17 protein-coding genes are annotated in these 23,728 nt (G+C 69.8%); 12 read left to right on the top strand and 5 right to left on the bottom strand.

From position 1 onward, the window contains the following. Positions 1–99: 99 nt before the first annotated feature. Complete coding sequence (locus OG505_RS11745) at positions 100–525, bottom strand: OsmC family protein (RefSeq protein WP_266241740.1); 426 nt, start codon at positions 523–525, stop codon at positions 100–102. A 70-nt stretch (positions 526–595) separates the two neighbouring features. Beyond that, positions 596–1,525 carry a serine/threonine-protein kinase gene (locus tag OG505_RS11740; protein ID WP_405433138.1) on the bottom strand — a complete coding sequence of 310 codons (930 nt, stop codon included), beginning with the start codon at positions 1,523–1,525 and terminating at the stop codon, positions 596–598. Between the two features lie 198 nt (positions 1,526–1,723). Between OG505_RS11740 and OG505_RS11735 the strand changes: the two genes are divergently transcribed. The 7 genes from OG505_RS11735 (at position 1,724) to OG505_RS11705 (ending at position 9,604) form a co-directional block, all read left to right on the top strand. Beyond that, positions 1,724–1,954, top strand: a complete 231-nt coding sequence (locus OG505_RS11735; RefSeq protein WP_393054855.1) for a hypothetical protein — start codon at positions 1,724–1,726, stop codon at positions 1,952–1,954. Positions 1,955–2,055: 101 nt separating this feature from the next. Further along, positions 2,056–2,802 (top strand): response regulator transcription factor, encoded by a 747-nt coding sequence (locus tag OG505_RS11730; RefSeq protein ID WP_405433136.1) that lies wholly within the window; start codon positions 2,056–2,058, stop codon positions 2,800–2,802. Positions 2,803–2,845: 43 nt separating this feature from the next. Next, positions 2,846–4,315 carry a sensor histidine kinase gene (locus OG505_RS11725; RefSeq protein ID WP_405434473.1) on the top strand — a complete coding sequence of 490 codons (1,470 nt, stop codon included), beginning with the start codon at positions 2,846–2,848 and terminating at the stop codon, positions 4,313–4,315. A gap of 202 nt (positions 4,316–4,517) precedes the next feature. Then, positions 4,518–4,667, top strand: a complete 150-nt coding sequence (locus OG505_RS11720; RefSeq protein ID WP_007459587.1) for a hypothetical protein — start codon at positions 4,518–4,520, stop codon at positions 4,665–4,667. A 14-nt stretch (positions 4,668–4,681) separates the two neighbouring features. Continuing rightward, positions 4,682–6,112, top strand: a complete 1,431-nt coding sequence (locus OG505_RS11715; protein ID WP_405433135.1) for a class I SAM-dependent methyltransferase — start codon at positions 4,682–4,684, stop codon at positions 6,110–6,112. Further along, positions 6,105–8,156, top strand: a complete 2,052-nt coding sequence (locus OG505_RS11710; RefSeq protein ID WP_405433133.1) for a sulfatase-like hydrolase/transferase — start codon at positions 6,105–6,107, stop codon at positions 8,154–8,156. The genes OG505_RS11715 and OG505_RS11710 overlap by 8 nt, the downstream gene beginning before the upstream one ends. 164 nt (positions 8,157–8,320) lie before the next feature. Further along, the gene (locus tag OG505_RS11705; protein WP_405433131.1) at positions 8,321–9,604 is read left to right on the top strand and encodes a citrate synthase; all 1,284 of its coding nucleotides are present in this window, start codon (positions 8,321–8,323) and stop codon (positions 9,602–9,604) included. A gap of 868 nt (positions 9,605–10,472) precedes the next feature. Here OG505_RS11705 and OG505_RS11700 read toward each other — a convergent pair. After that, entirely contained in the window at positions 10,473–11,117 is a 645-nt protein-coding gene (locus tag OG505_RS11700; protein ID WP_405433129.1) for a maleylpyruvate isomerase N-terminal domain-containing protein, read from the bottom strand. A gap of 146 nt (positions 11,118–11,263) precedes the next feature. Further along, positions 11,264–12,709, bottom strand: a complete 1,446-nt coding sequence (locus tag OG505_RS11695) for a glycosyltransferase family 4 protein (RefSeq protein ID WP_405433127.1) — start codon at positions 12,707–12,709, stop codon at positions 11,264–11,266. 334 nt (positions 12,710–13,043) lie between these two features. Between OG505_RS11695 and glgX the strand changes: the two genes are divergently transcribed. The 5 genes from glgX to OG505_RS11670 all read left to right on the top strand — a co-directional run bounded on the left by glgX (position 13,044) and on the right by OG505_RS11670 (position 22,063). Continuing rightward, positions 13,044–15,161 (top strand): glycogen debranching protein GlgX, encoded by a 2,118-nt coding sequence (glgX, locus tag OG505_RS11690; protein ID WP_405433126.1) that lies wholly within the window; start codon positions 13,044–13,046, stop codon positions 15,159–15,161. Position 15,162: 1 nt separating this feature from the next. Beyond that, the gene (gene treY, locus OG505_RS11685) at positions 15,163–17,469 is read left to right on the top strand and encodes a malto-oligosyltrehalose synthase (RefSeq protein ID WP_405433124.1); all 2,307 of its coding nucleotides are present in this window, start codon (positions 15,163–15,165) and stop codon (positions 17,467–17,469) included. After that, positions 17,466–19,190, top strand: coding sequence for a malto-oligosyltrehalose trehalohydrolase (gene treZ, locus OG505_RS11680; protein WP_405433123.1), 1,725 nt, complete (start codon positions 17,466–17,468; stop codon positions 19,188–19,190). Before treY ends, treZ begins: the two co-directional genes overlap by 4 nt. Before the next feature lie 137 nt (positions 19,191–19,327). After that, complete coding sequence (locus tag OG505_RS11675) at positions 19,328–20,068, top strand: toll/interleukin-1 receptor domain-containing protein (RefSeq protein ID WP_405433121.1); 741 nt, start codon at positions 19,328–19,330, stop codon at positions 20,066–20,068. A gap of 1,101 nt (positions 20,069–21,169) precedes the next feature. Continuing rightward, positions 21,170–22,063 (top strand): DUF4231 domain-containing protein, encoded by an 894-nt coding sequence (locus OG505_RS11670; RefSeq protein ID WP_405433120.1) that lies wholly within the window; start codon positions 21,170–21,172, stop codon positions 22,061–22,063. 34 nt (positions 22,064–22,097) lie between these two features. Here OG505_RS11670 and OG505_RS11665 read toward each other — a convergent pair whose 3' ends face one another. Continuing rightward, entirely contained in the window at positions 22,098–23,354 is a 1,257-nt protein-coding gene (locus OG505_RS11665) for a hypothetical protein (protein WP_405433118.1), read from the bottom strand. Positions 23,355–23,728: the final 374 nt, after the last annotated feature.

Below are 23,728 nucleotides of genomic sequence, written 5' to 3'. Positions count from 1 at the left end.
CATCCCCTCTTCGGAGGGTGCCCGCTGCACCGGACGGTGGAGGCCCAAGGTGGTCGTCCGGCGGATGTGACAGGCGCAAAGCCGCGAACCGGCCCGGGATCAGTGTCGACCGTTCTCCGCCGGAGTCACGGTCAGTCGGTGCCGCGTGTTGTCGCCGCTGGAGAACGGCCAGAGCCGATCGGCGTACTCGACCAGATCGGCCAACTGCGCGCGGCTCAGCCCGGCGGAGGAGATCGAGGCGTGCACGTCGGCCCGGTAACGGCCGTCGTCGTCGCGGCCCAGCTTCGCCTCGGCGCGTACCTGGACCGTGTGCGCCTCGTTCGTGATCTCCCCGGCCGCCTCCACCGCCGCATGGTGCAGGCAGGACGCGAAGGCCGCGGCCAGCAACTGCTCCGGTCTCAGGCCGGTGCAGTGCGCCGCCAGCGGCGACGCCAGCGGCGTGGAGAGCCCACCGTCGTCGGTGCGTACGTGGCCGCCCTCGGCCGTAGCGGTGGCCTCATGCAGCCAGGAACTGGGACTCGGCATCGCGTTCCTCCCGTCGCTCACCCGCCCGGCTACCCGGCCGGGGGCGGGCGAAACGCCGGGCCACCCGCGGTCAGGGCCCGTCGACCATCGACAGCGCCTCGGTGGCCTCCGCAGCGGCCCGCTCGGTCCACGGCGACGTCGCCGCGGGTCGGCGCGGCGTGGGGATCATCATCGGCACGTACACCCGGGCGTCCACGGCCTCGGCGAGCAGCAGCGCGGCGAACAGGCTGGTCGGACGCTCCGCCGGGGCGTCGGCCAGGCAGGAGCGGCACAACTCGGACACCTCCGGCGGCAGCCCATCGATCTCGGGCAGCGGCGCCGGAGGTTGGGACCGACGCTCGGTCAGCAGCTCAGCCGCGTTGCTCGCCTGGTAGGGCAGCCGACTGGTGAGGCAGTAGTACAGCAGCACGCCGAGGGCGTACATGTCGGCCGCCGGGGTGGCCGGCGTGCCGTCGAGCTGCTCGGGCGCCAGGTACGCCGGGGTGCCGAACACCATGCCGTCCGGTATCGGGTCCGCCACCCCGGCCGGGGTGGCGATGCCGAAGTCGAGGACCTTCACCCCGACCGGGGTGAGCATGACATTGGCCGGCTTCACGTCGCGGTGGACGATGCCGCTCGCGTGGGCGGCGGACAGCGCGGCGGCGACCTCGGCGCACACCCGTACCGAGATGCGCCAGTCCAGTGGACCAGCCCGCAGGTGCGCGGCGAGGGTCTCGCCCTCGGCCAGCTCCATCACGATGTAGGGCGCCCGACGACCGGGGAGCGTCGAGGAGGTGCCGAAGTCGTGCACGCTCGCGACGTTCGGGTGCACCAGCCGCGCCGCGGAGCGGGCCTCCGTGCGGATGCGGTCCACCATGTCGTGCAGATCCTCCGAGCCGGGCGAGATGAGCTTCACCGCGACCGGCCGGTCCAGCACCCGGTCGTGGGCTCGCCACACCTCGGACATCCCGCCCACGCCGATACGCTGTTCGAGCTGGTACCGCCCATCCAGCGTGCGCATCGACCACTCCTCGCCCTCGCCCGCCGACGGCGGGTGCCTCCGACCGCGGTACCCGGGGTCCGAGCTGGGCAAACCGTGCGGTGATCGGGCTTGACCGATCCCGGCGTACACCGGCGCGGGCCGGTGGCGGGTGCGGTAGCTTGCGAGCCAGAGCTGGGCGCACCGAGCGTGCCGGCACGGTCACCGGGGGGCACCGCGATGAGCGAGGTCACCGTACGCTTCGTCGGCGGTCCCGCGGACGGACTGGTCCGCGAGGTGCCGGCCGGGCCGGACGGGGCCCCGCCGCGGCGTTGGATCATGCGGCACCCGGACGGCACCGGCCCGACGCAACCCGGCCCCGACCACCTCTACGAACGCGACCAGCCGGACGGCCTGGGCGGGTGGAGCATGCGGTTCGTGCGGACCGACGCGTACGGGGTGTCCGAGTGAGCACGGGCGAGGGCTGAACGGTGGTCCGGCGGCCCGGCCGCACAGCTGGCACACAGGTGGGGCAGAGCCGCGACACAGCGGACACGCCCACGATGGGGGGCATGGTCATCCAGGGGCAGACCGTGCCGGGCCGGATCGAGCTGCGCCGCCCGGACGGCGGACCGGTCCGGGTGCTGGTGGTCGACGACGAGGCGACACTGACCGACCTGCTGTCGATGGCGCTGCGCTACGAGGGTTGGCAGGTGCGCAGCGCCGGCAACGGCATGGCGGCGCTGAGCGCCGCGCGGCAGTTCCAGCCGGACGCCGTCGTGCTCGACGTGATGCTGCCCGACCTGGACGGCTTCCAGGTGCTGCGCCGGCTGCGCGAGCACGCCCCCACCGTGCCGGTGCTGTTCCTGACCGCCCGCGACGCGGTCGAGGAGCGCATCGCCGGGCTGACCGTCGGCGGCGACGACTACGTGACCAAGCCGTTCAGCCTGGAGGAGGTGATCGCCCGGCTGCGCGCGCTGCTGCGCCGCTCCGGCTTCGCGGTCGCCGCTCAGCAGGAGGCGATGCTGACCGTCGGCGACCTCAGCCTCGACGAGGACAGCCACGAGGTCCGCCGCGCCGGCCAGCTCATCACGCTGACCGCGACCGAGTTCGAGCTGTTGCGCTACCTGATGCGCAACCCGCGCCGGGTGCTCAGCAAGGCGCAGATCCTCGACCGGGTGTGGAACTACGACTTCGGCGGCCAGGCCAACGTGGTGGAGCTGTACATCTCGTACCTGCGCAAGAAGATCGACGCCGGTCGACCGCCGATGATCCACACGCTGCGCGGCGCGGGCTATGTCCTCAAACCCGCCGACTGACGGACGGCCGCGCCGCCGACCGTTGCGCACCGCCCGGCGGTGGCTGGCCGGCCGATCGCTGCGGGCCCGGCTGGTACTCGCCCTGGTGGCACTGCTCGCCCTGGTCAGCGTCGCGATCGGCGGGCTCACCACGGTCGCCCTGCGGCACTTCCTGGTCGGCCAGGTCGACACTCAGTTGACGATGGGGGACCGGACGCGCGCCGACGTGCCGCCCTGGTTCCGCCAGGGCGGCGACCCCGGGCGGCCCGCCTCGCGTCCGGGCGGCGTCGACCCGCCCCCGCCGGAGCCTCCGCGCGGTTTTCCGCCGGGCTCGCTGGCCGTACGCCTCGCCAACGGCGTCACCACGGCGACGAGGAGCACCGAGAGCGGCAGCCTCGCCGACGTCCCCGCCGCGGACGCCGCGCGGCTGGTCGCGCTGCCCACCGACGGTCGGCCGCGCACCGTCGGCCTCGACGAGGGCGGTGACGTCCGTGCGGTGGCGCGGCGTCTCCCCGACGGGGTCGTGCTGGCCGTGGCGATCCCCTTGTCGGGCGTGCAGGACACCGTCTGGGCGCTGGTCGCCGCGCAGGCCGGCGTTGCCGCCGCCGGGCTGCTCCTCGCCGGCGCGGCCGGGGCGCTGATCGTGCGCGCCACGCTGCGACCACTGAACCGGGTGGCCGCCACCGCCACCCGGGTCACCGAGCTGCCGCTGGACCGGGGCGAGGTCGCGCTCGCCGTCCGGGTGCCGGCCGGGGACACCGACCCGCGCACCGAGGTCGGCCAGGTCGGCGCGGCGCTCAACCGGATGCTCGGCCACGTCGCCGACGCGCTGTCCGCGCGGCAGGCCAGCGAGACCCGGGTACGCCAGTTCGTCGCCGACGCCAGCCACGAGCTGCGCACCCCCCTCGCGGCGATCCGGGGGTACGCCGAGGTGGCCCGGCGCGGCCGCGACGAGGTCCCCGCCGACGTGGCGCACGCGCTGCGCCGGGTCGAGTCGGAGAGCACCCGGATGACCAGTCTCGTCGACGACCTGCTGCTGCTGGCGCGGCTCGACACCGGCCGGCCGCTCGCCGTGGATCCGGTCGACCTGTCCGCCCTCGTGGTGGACGCGGTCAGCGACGCGCACGTGGCCGGCCCCGAGCACCGCTGGCAGCTCGACCTGCCCGAGGTGGTCATCCGGGTGCCCGGTGACGCCGCCCGCCTGCACCAGGTGGTGGCGAACCTGCTGGCCAACGCCCGCGTGCACACCCCGCCCGGCACGACGGTCACCACCACGCTGGCCGTCGAGGCGGACACCGCCGTGCTCACCGTCGCCGACGACGGGCCGGGGGTGTCGCAGGAGCTGCGACCGGAGATGTTCGAGCGGTTCGCCCGGGGCGACAGCTCGCGGTCGCGGGCGCACGGCAGCACCGGCCTCGGCCTGGCGATCGTGGCGGCCGTGGTGGAGGCCCACCACGGCACGGTCACCGTCGACAGTCGGCCGGGGCGGACCGTGTTCGTCGTCCGCCTGCCGAATCCCACAGCTGACGCATAGTCGACGCACGGGGTCCGGCCAGTCCGGCAGCGTACCGACGACTGCCGCTTCCTGTGGCCAGCCTGGGAGTCCTCCGATGTGGCCGCGACGGTGCAGACGAGCAGCGTACGGTAATGGACAAGTCCGGCTTTCTGGGTTAAAAGCCTCACCGCTGCATTCCCGGGACGCCGCTGTCGACACGGGCGAGGGGAAGGAGCGGTCGGTGATCCATCTGGCCTACCTGGACGCGGGATCCGGCAGCCTGATCGTGCAGGCCGTCGTCGGCGGGGTGGCCGGCGCCGCGGTCGCCGCCAAGCTCTACTGGCGACGCCTGGTCGACCGGTTCCGCCGGCAACCCACCGACCAGCGGTAGTGGTCGCCGCGACGATGACGACCTCACCCACCGGGGTACGCCCCGAGCCCGCCTCCTTCCGCGACCCCGCCAACCGGGTGTTCCACGTCGGCGACGAGGTGCTGCGCGGGCTCGACGCGCAGGCCGCCGAGCACTGGCGGACCCTCGCGGCCAGCCCGTTCTTCCCCACGCTCGTCTCGGCCGGCAAGGTCTGCGCCACCGAGGACGCCCCGCCGACGCTGGTGCCCGCCACGGCCGGCACCCCGTGGGCGGCGGTGCTGCGCCACGAGCGCATCCCGTTCGTCTCCCACCCGTACGAGTGGTCCTTCGGCATGCTGCGCGACGCCGCCCTGCTGCACCTGGAGATCCTGCGTACCGCCCTGGCCAACGGCTTCACCACCAAGGACGGCTCCGCCTACAACCTGCAGTGGCGCGGCGCGAAGCCGGTCTTCATCGACATCGGCTCCTTCGAGCCGGTCCGCGACGGGGAACCGTGGGCCGGCTACCGGCAGTTCTGCCAGACCGTGCTCTACCCGCTGCTGCTCACCGCTCACCTGGGCGTGAACTTCCAACCCTGGCTGCGCGCCCAGGTCGACGGCATCGAGGCCGACCAGCTGCGCCCCCTCTTCGGCGGAACCCGCCGGCTGCGCCCCGGCGTCCTGACCCACCTGCACCTGCACGGCGCCATGCAGCAACGCAACGCCGCCGCCAGCACCAGCGACGTGAAGGCCCAACTGCGCGCCGCCGGCTACTCCCGGGACCTGCAGGTGGCCACCGTACGCGGCATCGACAAGCTCGTCCGCCGGCTGGAGCACCGCCCGTCGGGCAGCCACTGGTCGGACTACCAGCGCACCTGCGGCTACTCGGCGCGCGACCGGGTCGCCAAGGAGCAGTTCGTGGTCACCGCGGTGGCCGCCGCCGCCCGCCCGCGCCTGGTGCTCGACCTGGGCGCCAACGACGGCCGGTACGCCCGACTGGCCGCCGGACACGCCGACTACGTGGTCGCCGTCGAGCAGGACCCGGCCGTGGTGGACGAGCTGTACCGGGCGCTGCGCTCCGAGGGCCAGCAACGGATTTTGCCGCTGGTCGTCGACCTGGCCGACCCTTCCCCGGGTGGCGGCTGGCGCGGCGTCGAGCGCGCCGGCTTCGCACAACGGGCGTCGGCGGACGTCGTGCTCGCCCTGGCTCTGGTACACCACCTCGTGATCGGCCGCAACGTGCCGCTGCCGGAGGTCGTCGACTGGCTTGCCGGGCTGAGCGCACCCGGCGGCGCCGTGGTGGTGGAGTTCGTCCACCCGGACGACCCGATGGCCGCCCGGCTGCTGGCCAACAAGCCCGACGGACTCTTCCCGGACTACCGGCGCGACACCTTCGAACGGCTCCTCACGACCCGGGGCCGGATCACCGATCGACTGGAACTGCCCTCGGGCACCCGCACGCTGTACCGGGCGGTGATGAGTGGCTGAACCGGCAGTCGCCGACCAGCCGGGACCCGTCGCCGACCCGCCGACGCCCGGGCGCTGGGACCGGGGCTGGCGAGGCGAGCTGGCCCGGCTGCTGGAGATCGTGGCGCTGGTCGGCCTGGTCGTCACCCAGCCGCTGCTGGACGTGCTCGGCCGCAGCCCCGACTTCTTCCTCTTCCACCGCGCCGGCCCCAACCAGATCCTGCTGCTGGTCGCCCTGGTGGCCCTCGCGCCCACCGTGCCCGTTGCGCTGCTCGGCGCACTGAGCCGACTGGCCGGCCGCACCGCCCGCGCGCTCACCCACACGACGCTGGTCGGGCTGCTGCTCGCCGCCCTCGCCGTGCAGGTGGGCCGGCACACGACGCCGCTTCGGGGCGTACCCCTGCTGGTGCTTGCCGGTCTGGCCGGTCTGGGCGGCGCGGCCGGGCACCGGCGGTGGCGGTCGCCGGGCCTGGCGCTGCGACTGGCCGCCGCCGGGCCGGTGGCCTTCGTGGCGCTGTTCCTGTTCGTCTCGCCCACCTCGGCGGTCGTGCTGCCGCGCGGCGACGGCGGCGCGGTCGGCACCGCGCAGGGCGCGGCCGTGCACCCGCCGGTGGTCATGCTGATCCTCGACGAGCTGCCGCTGGTCAGCCTCCTTGGCGGCGACGGCCGGATCGACGCGGCGCGGTTCCCGCACTTCGCCGAGCTGGCCGAAGGCTCGACCTGGTACCGCAACGCCACCGGGGTCAGCGGCTGGACGCCGAACGCGCTGCCGGCGATGCTCACCGGCCGCTACCCGGCGCGGGCGGTCGCGCCGCACTACTCGCAGTACCCGGACAACCTGTTCACCGCCTTCGGCGGCCTGTACGACATCCAGGCCCAGGAGAGCATCACCCGGCTCTGCCCACCCAGCCGGTGCGAGCAGCCCGTCGCTCCCGAACAGGGCCTCGGTGTGCTGGTCCGGGAGACCGGCAAGCTGCTCGGCCAGGTCGCCGGGCCGACGAACACCCGTGTCGACCCGGAGGACTCCTACCGGGAGCAGACCCGGGCCGAGGCCGGCCTGGACGCCGCCGAGCCGGTTCCGGCCGATCCGAAGTTCCGCTGGGACAGCCTCGACGACAACCAGCCGGCCCGGTTCACCAGCTTCCTGGCCGGGCTGATGCCGCAGCCCCGACCCGCCCTGCACTTCCTGCACCTGCTGATGCCGCACTCCCCGTGGGCGTACCTGCCGTCCGGCGCCCGTTACGACGCCCCGGAGGACCTGCCGAACGACGGCGCGGGCTGGGTCGAGCTGGCCCGCCAACGTCACCTCGCCCAGCTCGGCTACACCGACCGGCTGATCGGGGAGACCCTGCGGACGCTGCGCGCCAGCGGCCTCTACGACCAGGCCCTCGTCGTCGTCACCGCCGACCACGGGGTGAGCTTCCATCCAGGCGCGCAGGGCCGGGGCATGGACGCCATCAAGGCCGCTGCCGGCGAGGTCGCGTGGGTGCCCATGTTCGTCAAGGAACCCGGGCAGCAGACCGGCCGGGTGGACGACCGCAACTGGGAACACGTCGACCTGCTGCCCACCGTCGCCGACGAAGCCGGCATCCGCCTGCCCTGGCACGTCGACGGTCGCTCCGCCCGGCAGGCCCCCCGTGCCGACGCCACGAAACACTTCTACGACACACCCGGGCAGGTGGTCACCTTCCCCGGCGGGGTACCCACCGCGCCGCCGCTGCCGACACCGCACCCCCTGGTGGGCACCGAGGTCCGCGCCGGCCCGACCGGCGGCAGCGCCCAGGTCGCCGACCTGGCCGCCTTCCAGGCCACCGACCCGGACACCGGCACCCTACCGGCGCTGGTCTGGGGTGACGTGCCGGATGCGATACCGGACGGCACGCTGCTGGCCATCGCCGTCAACGGCCGGATCGGCGCGGTGGTCCCGGTGGTGCCGACCGACCCGGGGGGCCGCCGCTTCGCCGCGCTGCTCACCGACGACCGGCTGTTCCGCGCCGGCACGAACCAGCTCGACGTCTACCAGGTCGCCGCGGACGGTACGCTACGACGCCTCACGTTGTTCTGACCTCCTGTTCCGGTTGGTGGGAGGTGGGTTTCCCGGCGGCCCAGTCGGGAATCGGGTGACGCATACCTCACCGCCGAACCACGGCGGGCAGTGTCCCCCGAGCCGCAATTACGGTAGAAGCGAAGGCAATTCAACGTAGATCTGCCGGCGAAGCGAGGAACCACATGACGGAAGTCAAGCTCGATCACCCCGGTGGGCAGCTGTCGATGCCGGTACATGCCGCGGTCGAGGGCCCCGCTGGCATCGGGGTGAGCAAGCTGCTGAAGGAAGCCGGGATGACGACGTACGATCCCGGTTTCGTCAACACCGCAGCTGCCTCATCCGCGATCACCTACATCGACGGCGACGCGGGGATCCTGCGTTACCGCGGGTACCCGATCGAGCAGCTGGCCGAGAAGTCCTCCTTCCTGGAGGTCTCGTACCTGCTCATCTACGGTGAGCTGCCGACCGAGCAGCAGCTGACCGAGTTCACCGAGTGGATCCGGCGGCACTCGCTGCTGCACGAGGAGATGCGCCGCTTCTTCGACGGCTTCCCCCGCGATGCGCACCCGATGGCGGTGCTGTCGTCGGCGGTGAGCGCCCTGTCGACCTTCTACCAGGACAGCCTGGACCCGTTCGACTCCGAGCACGTGGAGATCTCCACGGTCCGGCTCATGGCGAAGGTCCCCACCATCGCCTCGTACGCGTACAAGAAGTCCATCGGGCAGCCGCTGCTCTACCCGGACAACTCCCTGGGGTACGTGGACAACCTGCTGCGGATGACGTTCGGCGTGCCGGCGGAGCCGTACGAGGTCGACCCGGTGATGTCGAAGGTGCTGGACATGCTCTTCGTCCTGCACGCCGACCACGAGCAGAACTGCTCCACCTCGACCGTCCGGCTGGTCGGCTCCAGCAACGCCAACCTGTTCGCCTCGGTCTCCGCCGGTGTCAACGCGCTGTTCGGTCCGCTGCACGGGGGCGCCAACCAGGCCGTGCTGGAGATGCTCCAGCAGATCCACGCTGGCGGCGACGACGTCCGGACCTTCGTCCGCAAGGTCAAGGACAAGCAGGACGGCGTCAAGCTGATGGGCTTCGGCCACCGGGTCTACAAGAACTACGACCCGCGGGCGGCGATCGTCAAGAAGGCCGCGCAGGATGTGCTGGGCCGGATGGCAAAGCCCGACCCGCTGCTGGACATCGCCATGGAGCTGGAGGAGATCGCGCTCGCCGACGACTTCTTCGTCTCCCGCCGGCTCTACCCGAACGTGGACTTCTACACCGGCCTGATCTACAAGGCCATGGGCTTCCCCACGAAGATGTTCACGGTGCTGTTCGCGCTCGGCCGGCTGCCCGGCTGGATCGCCCAGTGGCGCGAGATGATCAACGACCCGGAGACCAAGATCGGCCGTCCGCGGCAGGTCTACGTCGGCGCCGCCGAGCGGGACTACCTCCCCTTCGCCGAGCGCTGACCTCCGCTCTTTCGCACCACCCGCAGGCCGCCGACCCGATCCGGGCCGGCGGCCTGCGCGTATCCGCCCGCCCTCTCGCGTGGCGGTCCGTGGGGCTTCCGCCGGGCCTCGGGGCTTGGCGCCTTGGGCGCTTCCGGCTTGGCGGGGCCGGCCGGTCTGCCCCGGCCGGTGGCCCTCCTACCGGTACCAAGTCCCTGGTTCGGCCCCTGTCGAGCTGCCCCACATATGGGGCGGGGCTGGTGAGGCGTGGCCGGGCTGGGCGTGGCGTGGCGGGGCGTGGCGGGGCGTGGCGGGGCGTGGTGGGGCCGGGCGTGGTGGGGCGGGGCTGGTGAGGCGTGGCCGGGCCGGGCGTGGCGTGGTGGGGCGGGCGTGGCGAGGCGTGGCCGGGCCGGGCGTGGCCTGGTGGGGCGAGGCGTGGTGGGGCGTGGGCGTGGTGGGGTGGGGCGTGGTGGGGCGTGGGCGTGGTGGGGTGGGGCGTGGTGGGGTGGGTTTCAAGCGCCCAGATTTCCGGCCTGCCACGCCGACGGATGGCTTGGCGGGTTGGTCGGGCTGGACTCACCGATGATCGACTCCAGTCCGCCGATATCGCGGTATCCACGGCGTCGGGACACCACAATCTCGGCGAACTGGAGTCGATCAAGGGGCGGTCGCGGCCAACCTCGGCGAACTGGAGTCGTTGAAGGGCGGTCCCGGCCCCTGGGCTTCTCCGTGACGCTCATCCGAGCTTCGGTGACGCTGATCCGCGCTTCTGGCTTCCGGCGGCCGCCCCATTTCTGGGGCAGGTCTACAGGACGAGAACAAGGGACCCAGAGGGCCGGGGAGACCGGGCCCGGGCGGCGCAGCGTGTGGGGCGCGTCGGACGTTGGGCTCAGAAGGCGGAGATGTCCCGGGCTCGCTCGCTGCGGCTCAGCGCGCCGATCAGCGCCGCCTGGCCGTGCCGGCGGACGGCCAGGCGGACCAGCAGGTCGCGTACGGGGTCGAAGACCTCCGCCGGGAACTCCGGCGTGGGCACGCCGACGCTGACCGCGAGGTCGTCGGAGTGTACGACGATCTCCAGTTGGCGCGTGAGCAGGAAGTCGGCGCGGCGCAGGGACCAGCCCTGCCACGGGATCGGCACGACGTCGAGGGCGGCGCCCCGCGACAGCAGGTCGCTGACCTTCGCCAGCGCCTCGCCGGAGCGGGCGTGCAGGTCCGCCGGGCCGCGGAGCGCGTCGGCCTCGTCCGAGCCCGCGGCGACCGCGTCGGCGGCCGGAGTGCCCTCGGTGACCCAGGCGGCCCGCTCGTAGTGGCTGTCGGCCGACTCGAGTGTGGGCAGGTCGGCGGCTGCCGGCAGCAGCTCCGCCGCCCGTACGGCCTGCCGCCCGAGGTGGCACGCCAGGGCGCCCACGGACAGGTGCGGCAGGGCGCTCGGGTTCGACCACCGCGCGGACACCTCGGGGCGCCGGATCAGGTCCAGCGCGATGGAGGCGGCGACCGGGAAGGCGGAATCGAGGGCGTCAACAGGACGAGACATCCGCACATTCTGGCAGGCCCGACCGACCGGCGCCGAGGAGCGAGACACGGCCCGCGCGACTTGATGGACTCGGGCTTTCGGACGTCGGGGTGTCCCCGGCACAGGGACACCCCGACGTCAAGAAAACCGAGTCGATCAGGGCAGCCTCAGCGCAGGCCGGCGGCGGCGAGCAGGTTGCCCTCGGGCAGCGCCGGGAGCGCCCGGCCCTGGGACATCCGCTGCTCGGCGCGCGAGGCCGTGAACGTGGCGTCGTTGGCGATGGCGGCGGCGTAGCTGGCGGCGGTGCGCTGGGCGATCGCCGACCAGCCGTACTGGTCGTGGACCATCCGGCGGGCGCGGCGGGCCATGGCACGGGCCCGCTCGCGGTCGGACAGCAGCACGTCGACGGCGTCGCCGAGCCCGTCCGGGTCGTGCGGGCGGAACGTCATCCCGGTCGCTCCCGGCTCCACGATCTCCGCGAGACCCCCGGTGGCGGCGACGGCCAGGGGCGCTCCGGCGGCGGCGCCCTCCAGGGCCACCATGCCGAACGGCTCGTAGATGCTCGGCACCGCGAAGCAGTCGGACGCCGCCATCAGCGCCGGCAGGTCGTTGCCACCCAGGAAGCCCGGCATGGTGACCATGCCGCCCAGGCCACGGCGGTGCACCTCGGCCTCCAACTCGGCGCGGTACGGGCCGTCGCCGGCGATCACCGCGCGCAGCCCCGGGTGCCGCTCACGCAGCCGGGGGAGCGCGGCGATCAGGTGCTGCACGCCCTTTTCGTAGACGAGCCGGCCGGCGAAGGTGACCAGTGGGCCGTCCCCGGCGAACCGGGCCCGCGCCGCGGCCACATCCCGCGCCGGCACCTTCCAGCGGTGCGACTCGACGCCGTTGGCGACCACGTCGACGCGCTCGGCCGGTACGCCGAACAGCGCGCCCACCTCGTCGCGCATGTAGCCGGAGCAGACGATCACCCGACCGGACTCGCTGCTGAGCCACTGCTCGACGCCGTGGATGGTGCGGTTCATCTCCTCGGGCAGCCAGCCCTGGTGCCGGCCCGCCTCGGTGGCGTGGATGGTGCTCACGAGGGGGATGTCCAGGTGGTCGCGCAACGTCATCGCCGTGTGGGCGACGAGCCAGTCGTGGGCGTGGATGACGTCGTAGGCGCCGGCCTGGGTGGCGCGTAGGGCGGTGCGGGTGAGGGTGTGGTTGAAGGCCATGGTCCAGGCGAGTAGGGAGCCGGTGGCGAGGGGGAAGGTGACGGGGTCTTCGGGGGCGCGCAGGATGCGCACGCCGTCGGCGTACTCCTCCAGGGGTGCGCCGTCGGCGTGGCGGGTGACGACGGTGACGTCGTGGCCGGCGGCGGCGAGGGCGACGGAGAGGGCGTGGACGTGGCGGCCGAGGCCGCCGACGAGCACCGGCGGGTACTCCCACGACAGCATGAGGATGCGACGGGTCTGCGGCGGCACGCCCGGGCCGGAATGCGCGGGCACGATCGCGCCGGGCTGCGCGGACGGGCCGGGCTGCGCGGGAAGCTGCGGCCGGGAGGTCAGGGTGGGCCGGTGGGCCCGGTCCTTGGTGGCAGCGAGCTGCTCATCGACCCGCAGGGTCGTCACATCAATCTCCGTCCATGCATGGTGGTGCGCGCCGGCGTCAGTGGCGGCGGAGCGAGAGGTGGAAAGGGTGGCCGAGGGCCGAGTGGGGTCGCGCGCGGACGCGTGTCCCCCCACAAGCAAAAGGCATCGAGCCCCGGAACGCACCTTGAAAGCGTCCATGGTGACGGAGGACACCTGAGGGTGTAGCGCGCATCAGACAGGTGGATTTCGGTCATCGCCTGAAAGGATGGATTGGCGCACCGGGACCCAGGGCAATACCGGCGTGCGTGCGGGCGGCCTGTCGTCGGCGCGCTCGTGGCGCGGTGCGCGCATGACCATGGTCTGAAGGAGCGACATGCAGGTCTGGCCGGGCGAGCGGTATCCCCTGGGCGCCACCTACGACGGGATGGGCACCAACTTCGCCATCTTCTCCGAGGTGGCCGAGCGGATCGAGCTGTGCCTCTTCGACAAGTGGGACACCGGCGCCGAGCGCCGCGTCGAGCTGCGCGAGGTGGACGCCTACGTCTGGCACGCGTACCTGCCGGGCATCGAGCCGGGGCAGCGCTACGGCTACCGGGTGCACGGCCCGTACGACCCGGCGAACGGGCTGCGCTGCAACCCGCACAAGCTGCTGCTCGACCCGTACGCCAAGGCCATCGACGGTGACGTGACGTGGGACCCGGCGGTGTACGACTACGACATGGCCGACCCGGAGCGGATGAACGAGACCGACTCGGCGCGGTTCATGCCGAAGTCGGTGGTGGTCAACCCGTACTTCGACTGGGGCAACGACAAGCCGCCGCGTACGCCGTACCACCACTCGGTGATCTACGAGGCGCACGTGCGCGGGCTGACCATGCGCCACCCGGACATCCCGGAGGAACTGCGCGGCACGTACGCGGGCATCGCCTCCCCGCCGATGATCGAGCACCTGACCCGGCTCGGGGTGACGGCGATCGAGCTGATGCCGGTGCACGAGTTCGTGCACGACCACCGTCTCGTCGACCTGGGGCTGCGCAACTACTGGGGTTACAACACGATCGGTTTCTTCGCCCCGCACCACGGCTACTCGGCGCTGGGCCACCTCGGGCAGCAGGTGCAGGAGTTCCGGGGCATGGTCAAGGCGCTGCACGCGGCGGGCATCGAGGTCATCCTCGACGTGGTCTACAACCACACCGCCGAGGGCAACCACCTCGGGCCGACGTTGAGCTTCAAGGGCGTGGACGCGCCCAGCTACTACCGGCTCAGCGAGGAGGACCGGCGCTACTTCGTCGACTACACGGGCACCGGCAACAGTCTCAACGTCCGCAGCCCGCACTCGCTGCAACTGATCATGGATTCGCTGCGGTACTGGGTGACCGAGATGCACGTCGACGGTTTCCGGTTCGACCTGGCCGCCACCCTGGCCCGCGAGTTCTACGAGGTCGACCGCCTGTCCACGTTCTTCGAGGTGGTGCAGCAGGACCCGGTGGTCAGTCAGGTCAAGCTGATCGCCGAACCGTGGGATGTCGGCCCCGGCGGCTACCAGGTGGGCAACTTCCCGCCGCTGTGGACCGAGTGGAACGGCAAGTACCGCGACACCGTGCGGGACTTCTGGCGTGGTGAGCCGGCCACCCTCGCCGAGTTCGCGTCCCGGATCTCCGGCTCCGCCGACCTCTACCAGGACGACGGCCGCCGCCCGTTCCACAGCATCAACTTCGTCACCGTCCACGACGGGTTCACGCTCACCGACCTGGTGTCGTACAACGACAAGCACAACGAGGCCAACGGCGAGGACAACCGGGACGGCGAGAGCCACAACCGGTCGTGGAACTGCGGCGTCGAGGGTGACACCGACGACGACGCGGTGCTCGCCCTGCGGGCCAAGCAGCGGCGCAACTTCCTGGCCACCCTGATGCTCTCGCAGGGCGTGCCGATGATCGGCCACGGCGACGAGCTGGGCCGCACCCAGCACGGCAACAACAACGCCTACTGCCAGGACAGCGAGCTGGCCTGGATCGACTGGGACAACGTCGACGAACAGCTGTTGGACTTCGTCCGTACGCTCACCGAGTTCCGCAAGCGGCACCAGGTGTTCCGCCGCCGCCGGTTCTTCACCGGCCTGCCGGTGGGTGGGCGCGGCAGCGACGAGCCGCTGCCCGATCTGGCCTGGCACACCCCCGACGGGCGGGAGATGACCGGCGAGGACTGGGGCAACGACTTCGGCCGCTCGGTGGCGCTGTTCGTCAACGGTGAGGGCATCCGCGAGCGCGGCCAGTACGGCCAGCGCCACCACGACGCCTCGTTCCTGCTCTGCTTCAACGCCCACGACGCGCCGCTGGACTTCACGATGCCCGGCAGCGAGTACGGCCAGAAGTGGGAACGGGTGATCAGCACGGCCGAACCCGAGCCCGACGACGCCACGGTGATCAGCGCGGGGGGCACCATCCGGGTGCCGGACCGCTCCCTCGTCGTGTTGGAGAGGATGATCTGACATGCCGGCCACCCCTCCCGAGGCCACCTACCGCATCCAGGTCCGTCCCGGCTTCGACCTGGACGCCACCGCCGGCATCGTCGACTACCTCGCCGACCTCGGTGTCAGCCACCTCTACACCGCACCCCTGCTGGCCGCGACGCCCGGTTCGGCGCACGGCTACGACGTGGTCGACCACCGCGCGGTCAACCCGGAGCTGGGCGGTGAGGCCGCCCGGCAGCGGCTGCTGCGGGCGCTGCGGGAGAAGCGGCTCGGCCTGGTCGTCGACATCGTGCCCAACCACGCCGGCGTCGCCGTCCCCGCGGCCAACCCAGCCTGGTGGGACGTGCTGCGCCGGGGGCGCGACTCGTCGTACGCCGACTGGTTCGACATCGACTGGGACCGGGGCCGGCTGCTGCTGCCGGTGCTGGCCGACGACCCGGCCGCCCTGGACGACCTGAAGGTCGTCGACGGCGAGCTGCGCTACCACGAGCACCGCTTCCCGATCGCCGACGGCACCGGCGACGGCAGCGCGACCGAGGTGCACGACCGGCAGCACTACGAGCTGGTCTCCTGGCGGCGCGGGGACGCCGAGCTGACGTACCGCCGGTTCTTCGCCATCACGGGCCTGGCCGGCCTGCGCGTGGAGGACCCGGCGGTGTTCGCCGCCACCCACGAGCTGATCCTGCGCTGGGCCGCCGCCGGGGAGGTCGACGGCATCCGCGTCGACCACCCGGACGGGCTGCGCGACCCGGCCGGCTACCTGGCCCGGTTGCGCCAGGCCGCGCCGGACGCCTGGCTCGTGGTGGAGAAGATCCTGGAGTACGGCGAGGAGTTGCCGGACTGGCCGGTGGACGGCACCACCGGCTACGAGGCCCTCGCCGCGGTCGGCGGGCTCTTCGTCGACACCGACGCCGAGGGTGACTTCACGGTGCTGGACACCCGCCTCGCCGGGCACCACACCTCGTGGGAGGACCTGACCCACACCACGAAGCTGGCCGCCGCCACGAAGCTGCTCGCCGCCGAGCTGACCCGCCTCGCCGCGTTGGTCCCCGAGGTGCCCACCGAGGCGGCCCGCGCGGCGCTCGCCGAGCTGGCCGCCGCGTTCGAGGTCTACCGGGGTTACCCGCCGCACGGCGCCCGGCACCTCGCCGCCGCCCGCTCCGAGGCCGGGCGCCGCCGGCCCGACCTGACCGGCGTCCTGGACGCGGTCACCCGCCGGCTGCGCGACCCCGCCGACGAGCTGGCGAAGCGGTTCCCGCAGCTCACCGGCGCGGTGATGGCCAAGGGCGTGGAGGACACCGCGTTCTACCGGTGGAGTCGGTTCGTCGCGCTGAACGAGGTCGGCGACAACCCGGCCCACTTCGGGGTGCCGCCGGCGGAGTTCCACCGCTTCGCCGCCGCCCAACAGGTCCGCTGGCCGGCCAGCATGACCACCGTCTCCACCCACGACACCAAACGCGGCGAGGACGTCCGCGCCCGCCTCGCCGTGCTCAGCGAGCTGCCGCAACGCTGGGCCGAGCAGGTCACGACCTGGATGGAGTACGCACCGCTGCCCGACCCGTCCCTCGCCCACCTGCTGTGGCAGACCGCCGTCGGCGCGTGGCCGATCGAGCGGGAGCGGCTGCACGCGTACGCCGAGAAGGCCGCCCGGGAGGCCGCGGCCTCGACCAGTTGGGCGGACCCGGACCCGGTCTTCGAGCAGGCCATGCACGCGGTCATCGACCGGATGTACGACGACCCGAGCCTGCACGACGAACTGACCGAACTCGCCGCCGCCATCGCCCCCGCCGGCTGGTCCAACTCCCTCGGGCAGAAGCTCGTGCAGCTCACGATGCCCGGCGTGCCGGACACCTACCAGGGCACCGAGCTGTGGGACAACTCCCTCGTCGACCCGGACAATCGCCGGCCGGTCGACTTCGACGTACGCCGGGAGATGCTGGCGCGGCTCGACGGCGGCTGGCGTCCCCCGGTCGACACCGACGGCGCGGCGAAGCTGCTCGTGGTGTCGCGGACGCTGCGGCTGCGGCGGGCGCACCCGGAGCTGTTCACCGGCTACCGGCCGGTGCCGGCGCAGGGGCCGGCGGGCCGGCACGCGGTGGCGTTCGACCGGGGCGGCGCGATCACCGTGGCGACCCGCCTGCCGCTGGGTCTGTCGCGCGTCGGCGGCTGGTGTGACACAGCTCTGTCGCTTCCCGTTAACGAGGTGAAGGACCTGTTCACCGGCCGGGTCTACAGTGGCGGGGAGACCTCCGTGGCCGAACTGCTGGCCGACTATCCCGTCGCACTGCTGGCTCCTCCCACCGCTTCCGTGGAGGCTGCTTCATGACCGAATTCACCGTGTGGGCACCGGACGCGACGCGGGTGCGGCTGCGCCTGGCGGGAGACGCCGACCACGAGATGCGCGCCGCCGCCGACGGCTGGTGGACGGTCGAGGTGCCCGACGCCGGCCTCGACTACTCCTTTCTGCTGAACGACGACGAAACGCCCCTGCCCGACCCCCGATCACCGTGGCAACCTGCTGGGGTGCACGGGCCCAGCCGACGCTACGACCACGCCGCCTTCGCGTGGTCCGACAGCGCGTGGACCGGCCGGCAACTGCCCGGCAGCATCCTCTACGAGCTGCACATCGGCACCTTCACCCCGGAGGGCACCTTCGACGCGGCCATCGACCGCCTCGACCACCTGGTGAACCTCGGTGTCGACCTGATCGAACTGCTCCCGGTCAACGCCTTCAACGGCGAACACAACTGGGGGTACGACGGCGTCTGCTGGTATGCCCCGCACGAGCCCTACGGCGGCCCCGACGGCCTGAAACGGTTCGTCGACGCCGCCCACGCTCGCGGATTGGGGGTGATCCTCGACGTCGTCTACAACCATTTCGGGCCCTCCGGGGCCTACGCGCCGCGGTTCGGGCCCTACCTCGCCGAGCAGAGCAACACCTGGGGCCGCTCGGTCAACCTGGACGGCCCGCACTCCGACGAGGTACGCCGCTACATCATCGACAGCGTGCTCATGTGGCTGCGCGACTACCACGTCGACGGCCTGCGCCTGGACGCGGTGCACGCGCTGCCGGACTCGCGGGCTGTTCCTCTGCTCGAAGAGCTGGCCGTTTCGGTGGAGTCGCTGTCGACGCACCTGGGTCGGCCGTTGTCGTTGATCGCCGAATCGGACCTCAACGACCCACGGCTCATCACACCTCGGGAGGCGGGTGGGTTCGGGCTGCACGCCCAGTGGAACGACGACGCCCACCACGCGCTGCACACTCTCCTTACCGGCGAGCGGCAGGGGTACTACGGGGACTTCGGGTCCCTCGAAACGCTGTCGGACGTGCTGACCGGCGGGTTCTTCCACGCGGGGACCTGGTCGAGCTTCCGCAACCGGCACCATGGGCGGCCGCTGGATTCGCGGGTGCCTGGGCATCGGCTGGTGGCCTACTTGCAGAACCACGACCAGATCGGGAACCGGGCTACCGGGGATCGGATCTCGGCTTCTGTGTCGCCTTCGCTGCTGCGGGTCGGCGCCACGTTACTGATGACGGCGCCCTTCACTCCGATGCTGTTCATGGGGGAGGAGTGGGCTGCCTCCACGCCTTGGCAGTTCTTCACCTCGCACCCGGAGCCGGAGCTGGCTACCGCCGTGGCTCTGGGGCGGCGGCGGGAGTTTGCTTCGCACGGGTGGGCCGAGGGGGACGTGCCCGATCCGCAGGACCCGGAGACGTTCGTACGGTCGCGGTTGGACTGGGCCGAGCTGGACAAGCCTGAGCATCGGGAGATGTTGGCGTTCTACCAGCGGTTGATCGGGTTGCGGCGGTCGGTGGCGGATCTGTCGGATCCTCGGTTGAATGCGGTTTCTGTGCAGCACGGGGACCAGTTCCTGCTGATGCGGCGGGGGGAGACGCTGGTTGTCGCCAACTTCGCTGGGCGGGGGCAGGGGGTCAGCCTGCCGGGTGTGGCGCGGCGGGTGCTGCTGGCTACGGGCGAGGGGGTCACGGTGATGCGGGACCGGATCGAGCTGCCGGCGGAGACAGCGGCGATCGTGGCGCTCTGACAGGCTGGTTCGGGAGGCTGCGTCCCCGTTGTGGGCATGGCTATGGATTGGCGATGCTGCTCGCCTGGTCTTCGCGGGTGGCGGGGTGATGGTGGATAGCCCAGGTTCGGGTTCGGTGAGGATCTACCATCGTGGTTATGAGTTCATGTACGGCCCCGGTCCGGGGCCATCGAAGCAGCGCCGCGGCCGCGGCGTGCCCTGCGTGCAGTAGCCGACGCTCTGGATACTCACCGCCCCGGCCCTACTACCCGCAGCCGGATTACACGCCCCAGAGCCGGAGCGGGGGCGGCGCGAGTAGTGGGGGCGGGTCTATCAGCGGCAGAACCCGGCCGCGTTGGTCGCCGAGCACGTCCTCCCTGACTTACACGCCTGCGGAGGTGCGAGCGCTTACTCCCGTTCGCCGCACCGTCGAGTTGCGCGCGCGTCAGGAGCCAGGCCTCTGCGATGTCTTCCTCTGCCACGCGTGGGATGATCGGCGTGGTGCTGCTGCGGAGTTGAACAACCTGCTGGTAGCAGAGGGTGTGTCGGTCTGGTTCAGCGAGAAGGACATTGTGCTCGGCCAACCGTTCCTGCGGGAAATCGACAGAGGGCTGGCTAGGTCGCGTACGGGTCTCGTTCTGGTCACGCCTGCGTTACTGAAACGCGTCGACCGCCGGGGTGTCTCGGACAAGGAGCTCTCGGAACTCCTTGCACGTGACCTGCTGATTCCTGTTGTGCACGAGACAACCTACGACGACCTCCGGAAAGTTAGCCCCTTGCTTGCCTCCCGAAATGGGTTGAACACTGCAGATGATTCGATGGAAGACATTGCCGCCAAGATTGCCGAGCTGGTCGCCGTTGAGGAGGACCTGACCGCGCCGCTCAGATCGGCGAACTAGATCTGCTAGACGGGGAACTGACGATGGTTGCGTCAGCGGGTGCCGGCGGCGGGTCGGTGTGCCGTTGAGGTTGAGCAGTGTCTTGCGGGTGATGGGCGGGTGCGGCCAGTTCTGTCTCGGCCGCGGTGAGCTGGTCGGTGAGGATGATGCCGCCGGGGAGCTTCTTCCCGGCGTCCTTGCTGGTCGTGACAGGCGGGACGTGGGGGCCAGCCGGATCCACTGGTTGTCCATCACCACCGCGGGTGGGATCCTCCACCCGACCGGCTTTCTCCTCACCTGGCAGCGCTGCAGTCATGAGTGGCCTGTTCGGCGCCGTCGTCGCGTCACAACGAGAAGTAGTAGACGTCGCGGGCTTCGGCGGCAGAGCGTGCGGCAGGTACTCCCGCTGCAGCCGGTCCGTTCCGGTAGAAGGTTGCATTCACATCTCCCGCAGCTACTACTACTGGCCCTGATGTCCCGACACCGACGGATGTCGAGCCTTCCACGCCTGCAGGGAAACGGACCGACCTCCGCCCATCGCTCGTCAGTCAGGTCACGCGGTACACCGCACGTCCACTCACGACGTCTCAACGCCACAACATCACGTCGGCCACGGACCTGGAAAGATCCGCCAACCGCGAAGCGAATATTGCGCCAGGGCGCTTGCTGAGTAGGCCATTTTGCGGGAATGTGCTCTGGTTGGCAACGCTGTTCACGTGACCGCGATTGACTGCCCTTAAGCGCCTGAATTTGGCAATCGTTCAGATGTGCCATAAATTATGACTGGTGTGCACCCACCAGAGAAGCAACCAGACCGCAGCCTAGTAGTCAGCACCTCGATCGATCCGGACGGGTATTCTCCAGGGATGTCCATACCGTGGAGTAACGAAATGGACTCAGAGCGCGAATTCCGCTTGCGCTCAATCATCTTGAAAGAACGTCAGGGCTCATAGGCCTCCGAGGGCAACCGAATAAGGGGATGCCGAGGTCCCGCGAACATCAAGCCTGCAACGATGTGCTCGCACTCCGTCAACGATGCGAAGAAGGACCTCGTCCACCTTCAACTAACACGCATAGCATACTATGCTCGATGTCCGGGCTTCTATGGGTTGGATCGGCTGCATGATGATCGAAGAGAATTTTCCGAGTTACTTGAGCGACGCGGAGAAGGTGTCAGCCAGGGGGCAGCGGGCGTACTTGCGGCTAACGTACCTGGGCTTGTTCGCCGCAATTGTGGCCTCGGTCGGTGGTGGGATCTCCACCAGCATGGAAGCTGGCGGTCATCGGATCGAACTAGGTGGCGGTATTTCGGGATTATCGTTCCTAGCAAGTATCTTCTTTAGTTACTATCTTATAAGTACGAAGCCTGAGGGCGAGTGGTACAAGGGAAGAGCTGCCGCAGAGTCAATCAAGACGCTGGCATGGAGGTACAGCGTCGGTGGCGGTGTTTTCGGTGTGGATTTCAATCCAAATCCGGACGAGACGTTTGTGCGACGACTAAAAGAGATCGATTCTTCAGTTAGGAACGCCGACCTCATTTTGACGGCGACCGGAAGTCAAGTGACAGAAGCCATGCGCGCGCTACGGTCAGCGCCGCTGCCGGAGCGGATGAGTCGGTACTTGACTGACAGGGTGGAAAACGAAAACAGTTGGTACACTAGAAAAGCTGAGTACAACCGGAGCCGTGCTCGAACTTGGTTTGGTATTGCTATCACCTTTCAGGCCGTCGGCCTAGCCTTTGCCGCACTCAAGACCTTCAACGTCATGGACATCGGTTTACTTGGTGTCGCGGCGACTGTAGCCGCTAGTGTCAGCGCTTGGGTACAAACTAAAGGCTATCAGAACCTGTCCCAGTCATACTCTGTCACGGCCAGGGATCTATCTTTTGTTTTGACCGAAGCCAGCTCGCATCTCTTGCAGCCGACGGAGGAGAAATGGCGGCTATTCGTTGAAGATGCCGAGCAGGCCATTTCGCGGGAACACACGGTGTGGTTAGCGCGGCGGGGGGCTCGATAGTTGGTACACAAACTTGAGGCCTCGTTGAGCCTGGCTAGTCTTCAACGGTGAAAATTGCCTCTTCGGGGTTGTCGATTGCCGAACGAATATTCTCGGCGATCTTGTCAATGAGTTTAGTTCCCCAGAAGGGATCGTTGATGTCGTAGTAGATCACCCGAATATGGTGCAAGTCAAAAGGGGTTTCATCCAACCCAGAAGAAACAAGCACGACTGGCTTTCCGAGGGCGTGAGCGAGGCCTAGCTCATAGAACACGTTCGGATTGCGAGTCGTCAATTCTGCGACCAGGACTCTGGCGGCTCGGATTCCTCGCCACACCTGGTCCATTATCTTGCCGGAACCGAATATGTTCTCGTCTGCGCGCACCGGACGCAAGCCCGACTTCTCGATCGCTGGCTTGAACAGCATCTCATAATAACCACCGTGATGCCCCGAGAAGGGCTGCATGACAAAGCAGGTATCACCCGTCTCCAGAACTTCTCTTGGCGGCGTCCGGCGGGTTGTAGCCGATTTCGACGAGACCCGGACGGCGTCCTCTCTGCCTACGTCGACGATCTTGATTCGATCATTGTCTTTGATTATCAGGCCGACAGCCTGTAGCGACGCAGAGAAGATGTCAAGGAATTCGGAGACCTTGTTTGCGGGAATCCCGAATTGTTCGACCAACGCATTCTTGAGGAAGCGTTCGTCGGGCAAATACTCGCCACGATAATGTGCATAGACATCGGAAATCTCAGGCGCATTGAATACCGCCTCGCGGAGCGCGTTTTCCTCGTCGGTGTCGCTACGCGGCCTTAGTGCCTGCTTCGCTCGATCTGTAACTGCTAGCTTCCCGCCCTGTGACTCCAGGAAGCCATATTTCTTGGCGGAGCTAATTTCGACGCCGAACTCCCCTGAATAGCCGACACCGAGAAACGCGGCGGTTTCGTTAGGAGTTGAAGGGTGCCCAGCATTCTGGTCCAGAATGGCTTGTGGGATGCGAAGAGCTCGGCGAACATCGTGGCGAGGGTACTTCGGCGGTGGAGTGTTCGGGGTGGGGGTTTTGCGGGCGCTGCTCGTCTTCTTGCCTGCGGTCTTTTTTGCTGCCGTCTTCTTGGTAGACGGCGTCCTTGTAGCCGCCCTGCCATTACTCGTTGCCCTAGGCTTCGCGGATGCCTTCTTGGCTGCAGGCACTTTCTCAGTTGCAGACGGCGAGTCAGCAACCGTCTCGTCAGGCATAGCAGCAAGCGTCGGCGCGTCTGCATGGCTGCTTTCTTCGATCACCTGTTCGATCCGCTGGTTCGGTAGGGTCATCAACGGCTCCTCTCGGCTGGTTGGCATAGGCCCAGATCGTAGGTGAGGGCCGCTCGTACGCCGGGAGCCGCGCCCGTTGTGGCTTGTCAGATTGCGGACACGGCATCTGTCGTGCTGAGACTGCCGCTGAGGGTCAATCTTCTAGAAATGTGCCACGCCGAGCTGCTCTTGGTAGAACACTTGATCCTCGGGCTGGGACTCGTCATCTTCCCCTAATTCGTCTCAGGCTTAATGTTCCTCTATGCGATTCTGAGGGTAGAAGGTCGTGACGCTCATGTCGCTTGAGTAAAGCGGAAGTCGAGCGCCAACGGTGTGGATTTGGTTAGGGGTGTCCGGGAGGCGGCAGCCACGCTGACAAAACGGCGGGCGATCTC

The sequence above is a fragment of the Micromonospora sp. NBC_00617 genome (genome assembly GCF_045161355.1).
GTDB lineage: Bacteria > Actinomycetota > Actinomycetes > Mycobacteriales > Micromonosporaceae > Micromonospora.
The sequence above is the reverse complement of the archived record's forward strand: the minus strand, read 5'-3'. Positions and strand labels throughout refer to the sequence as shown.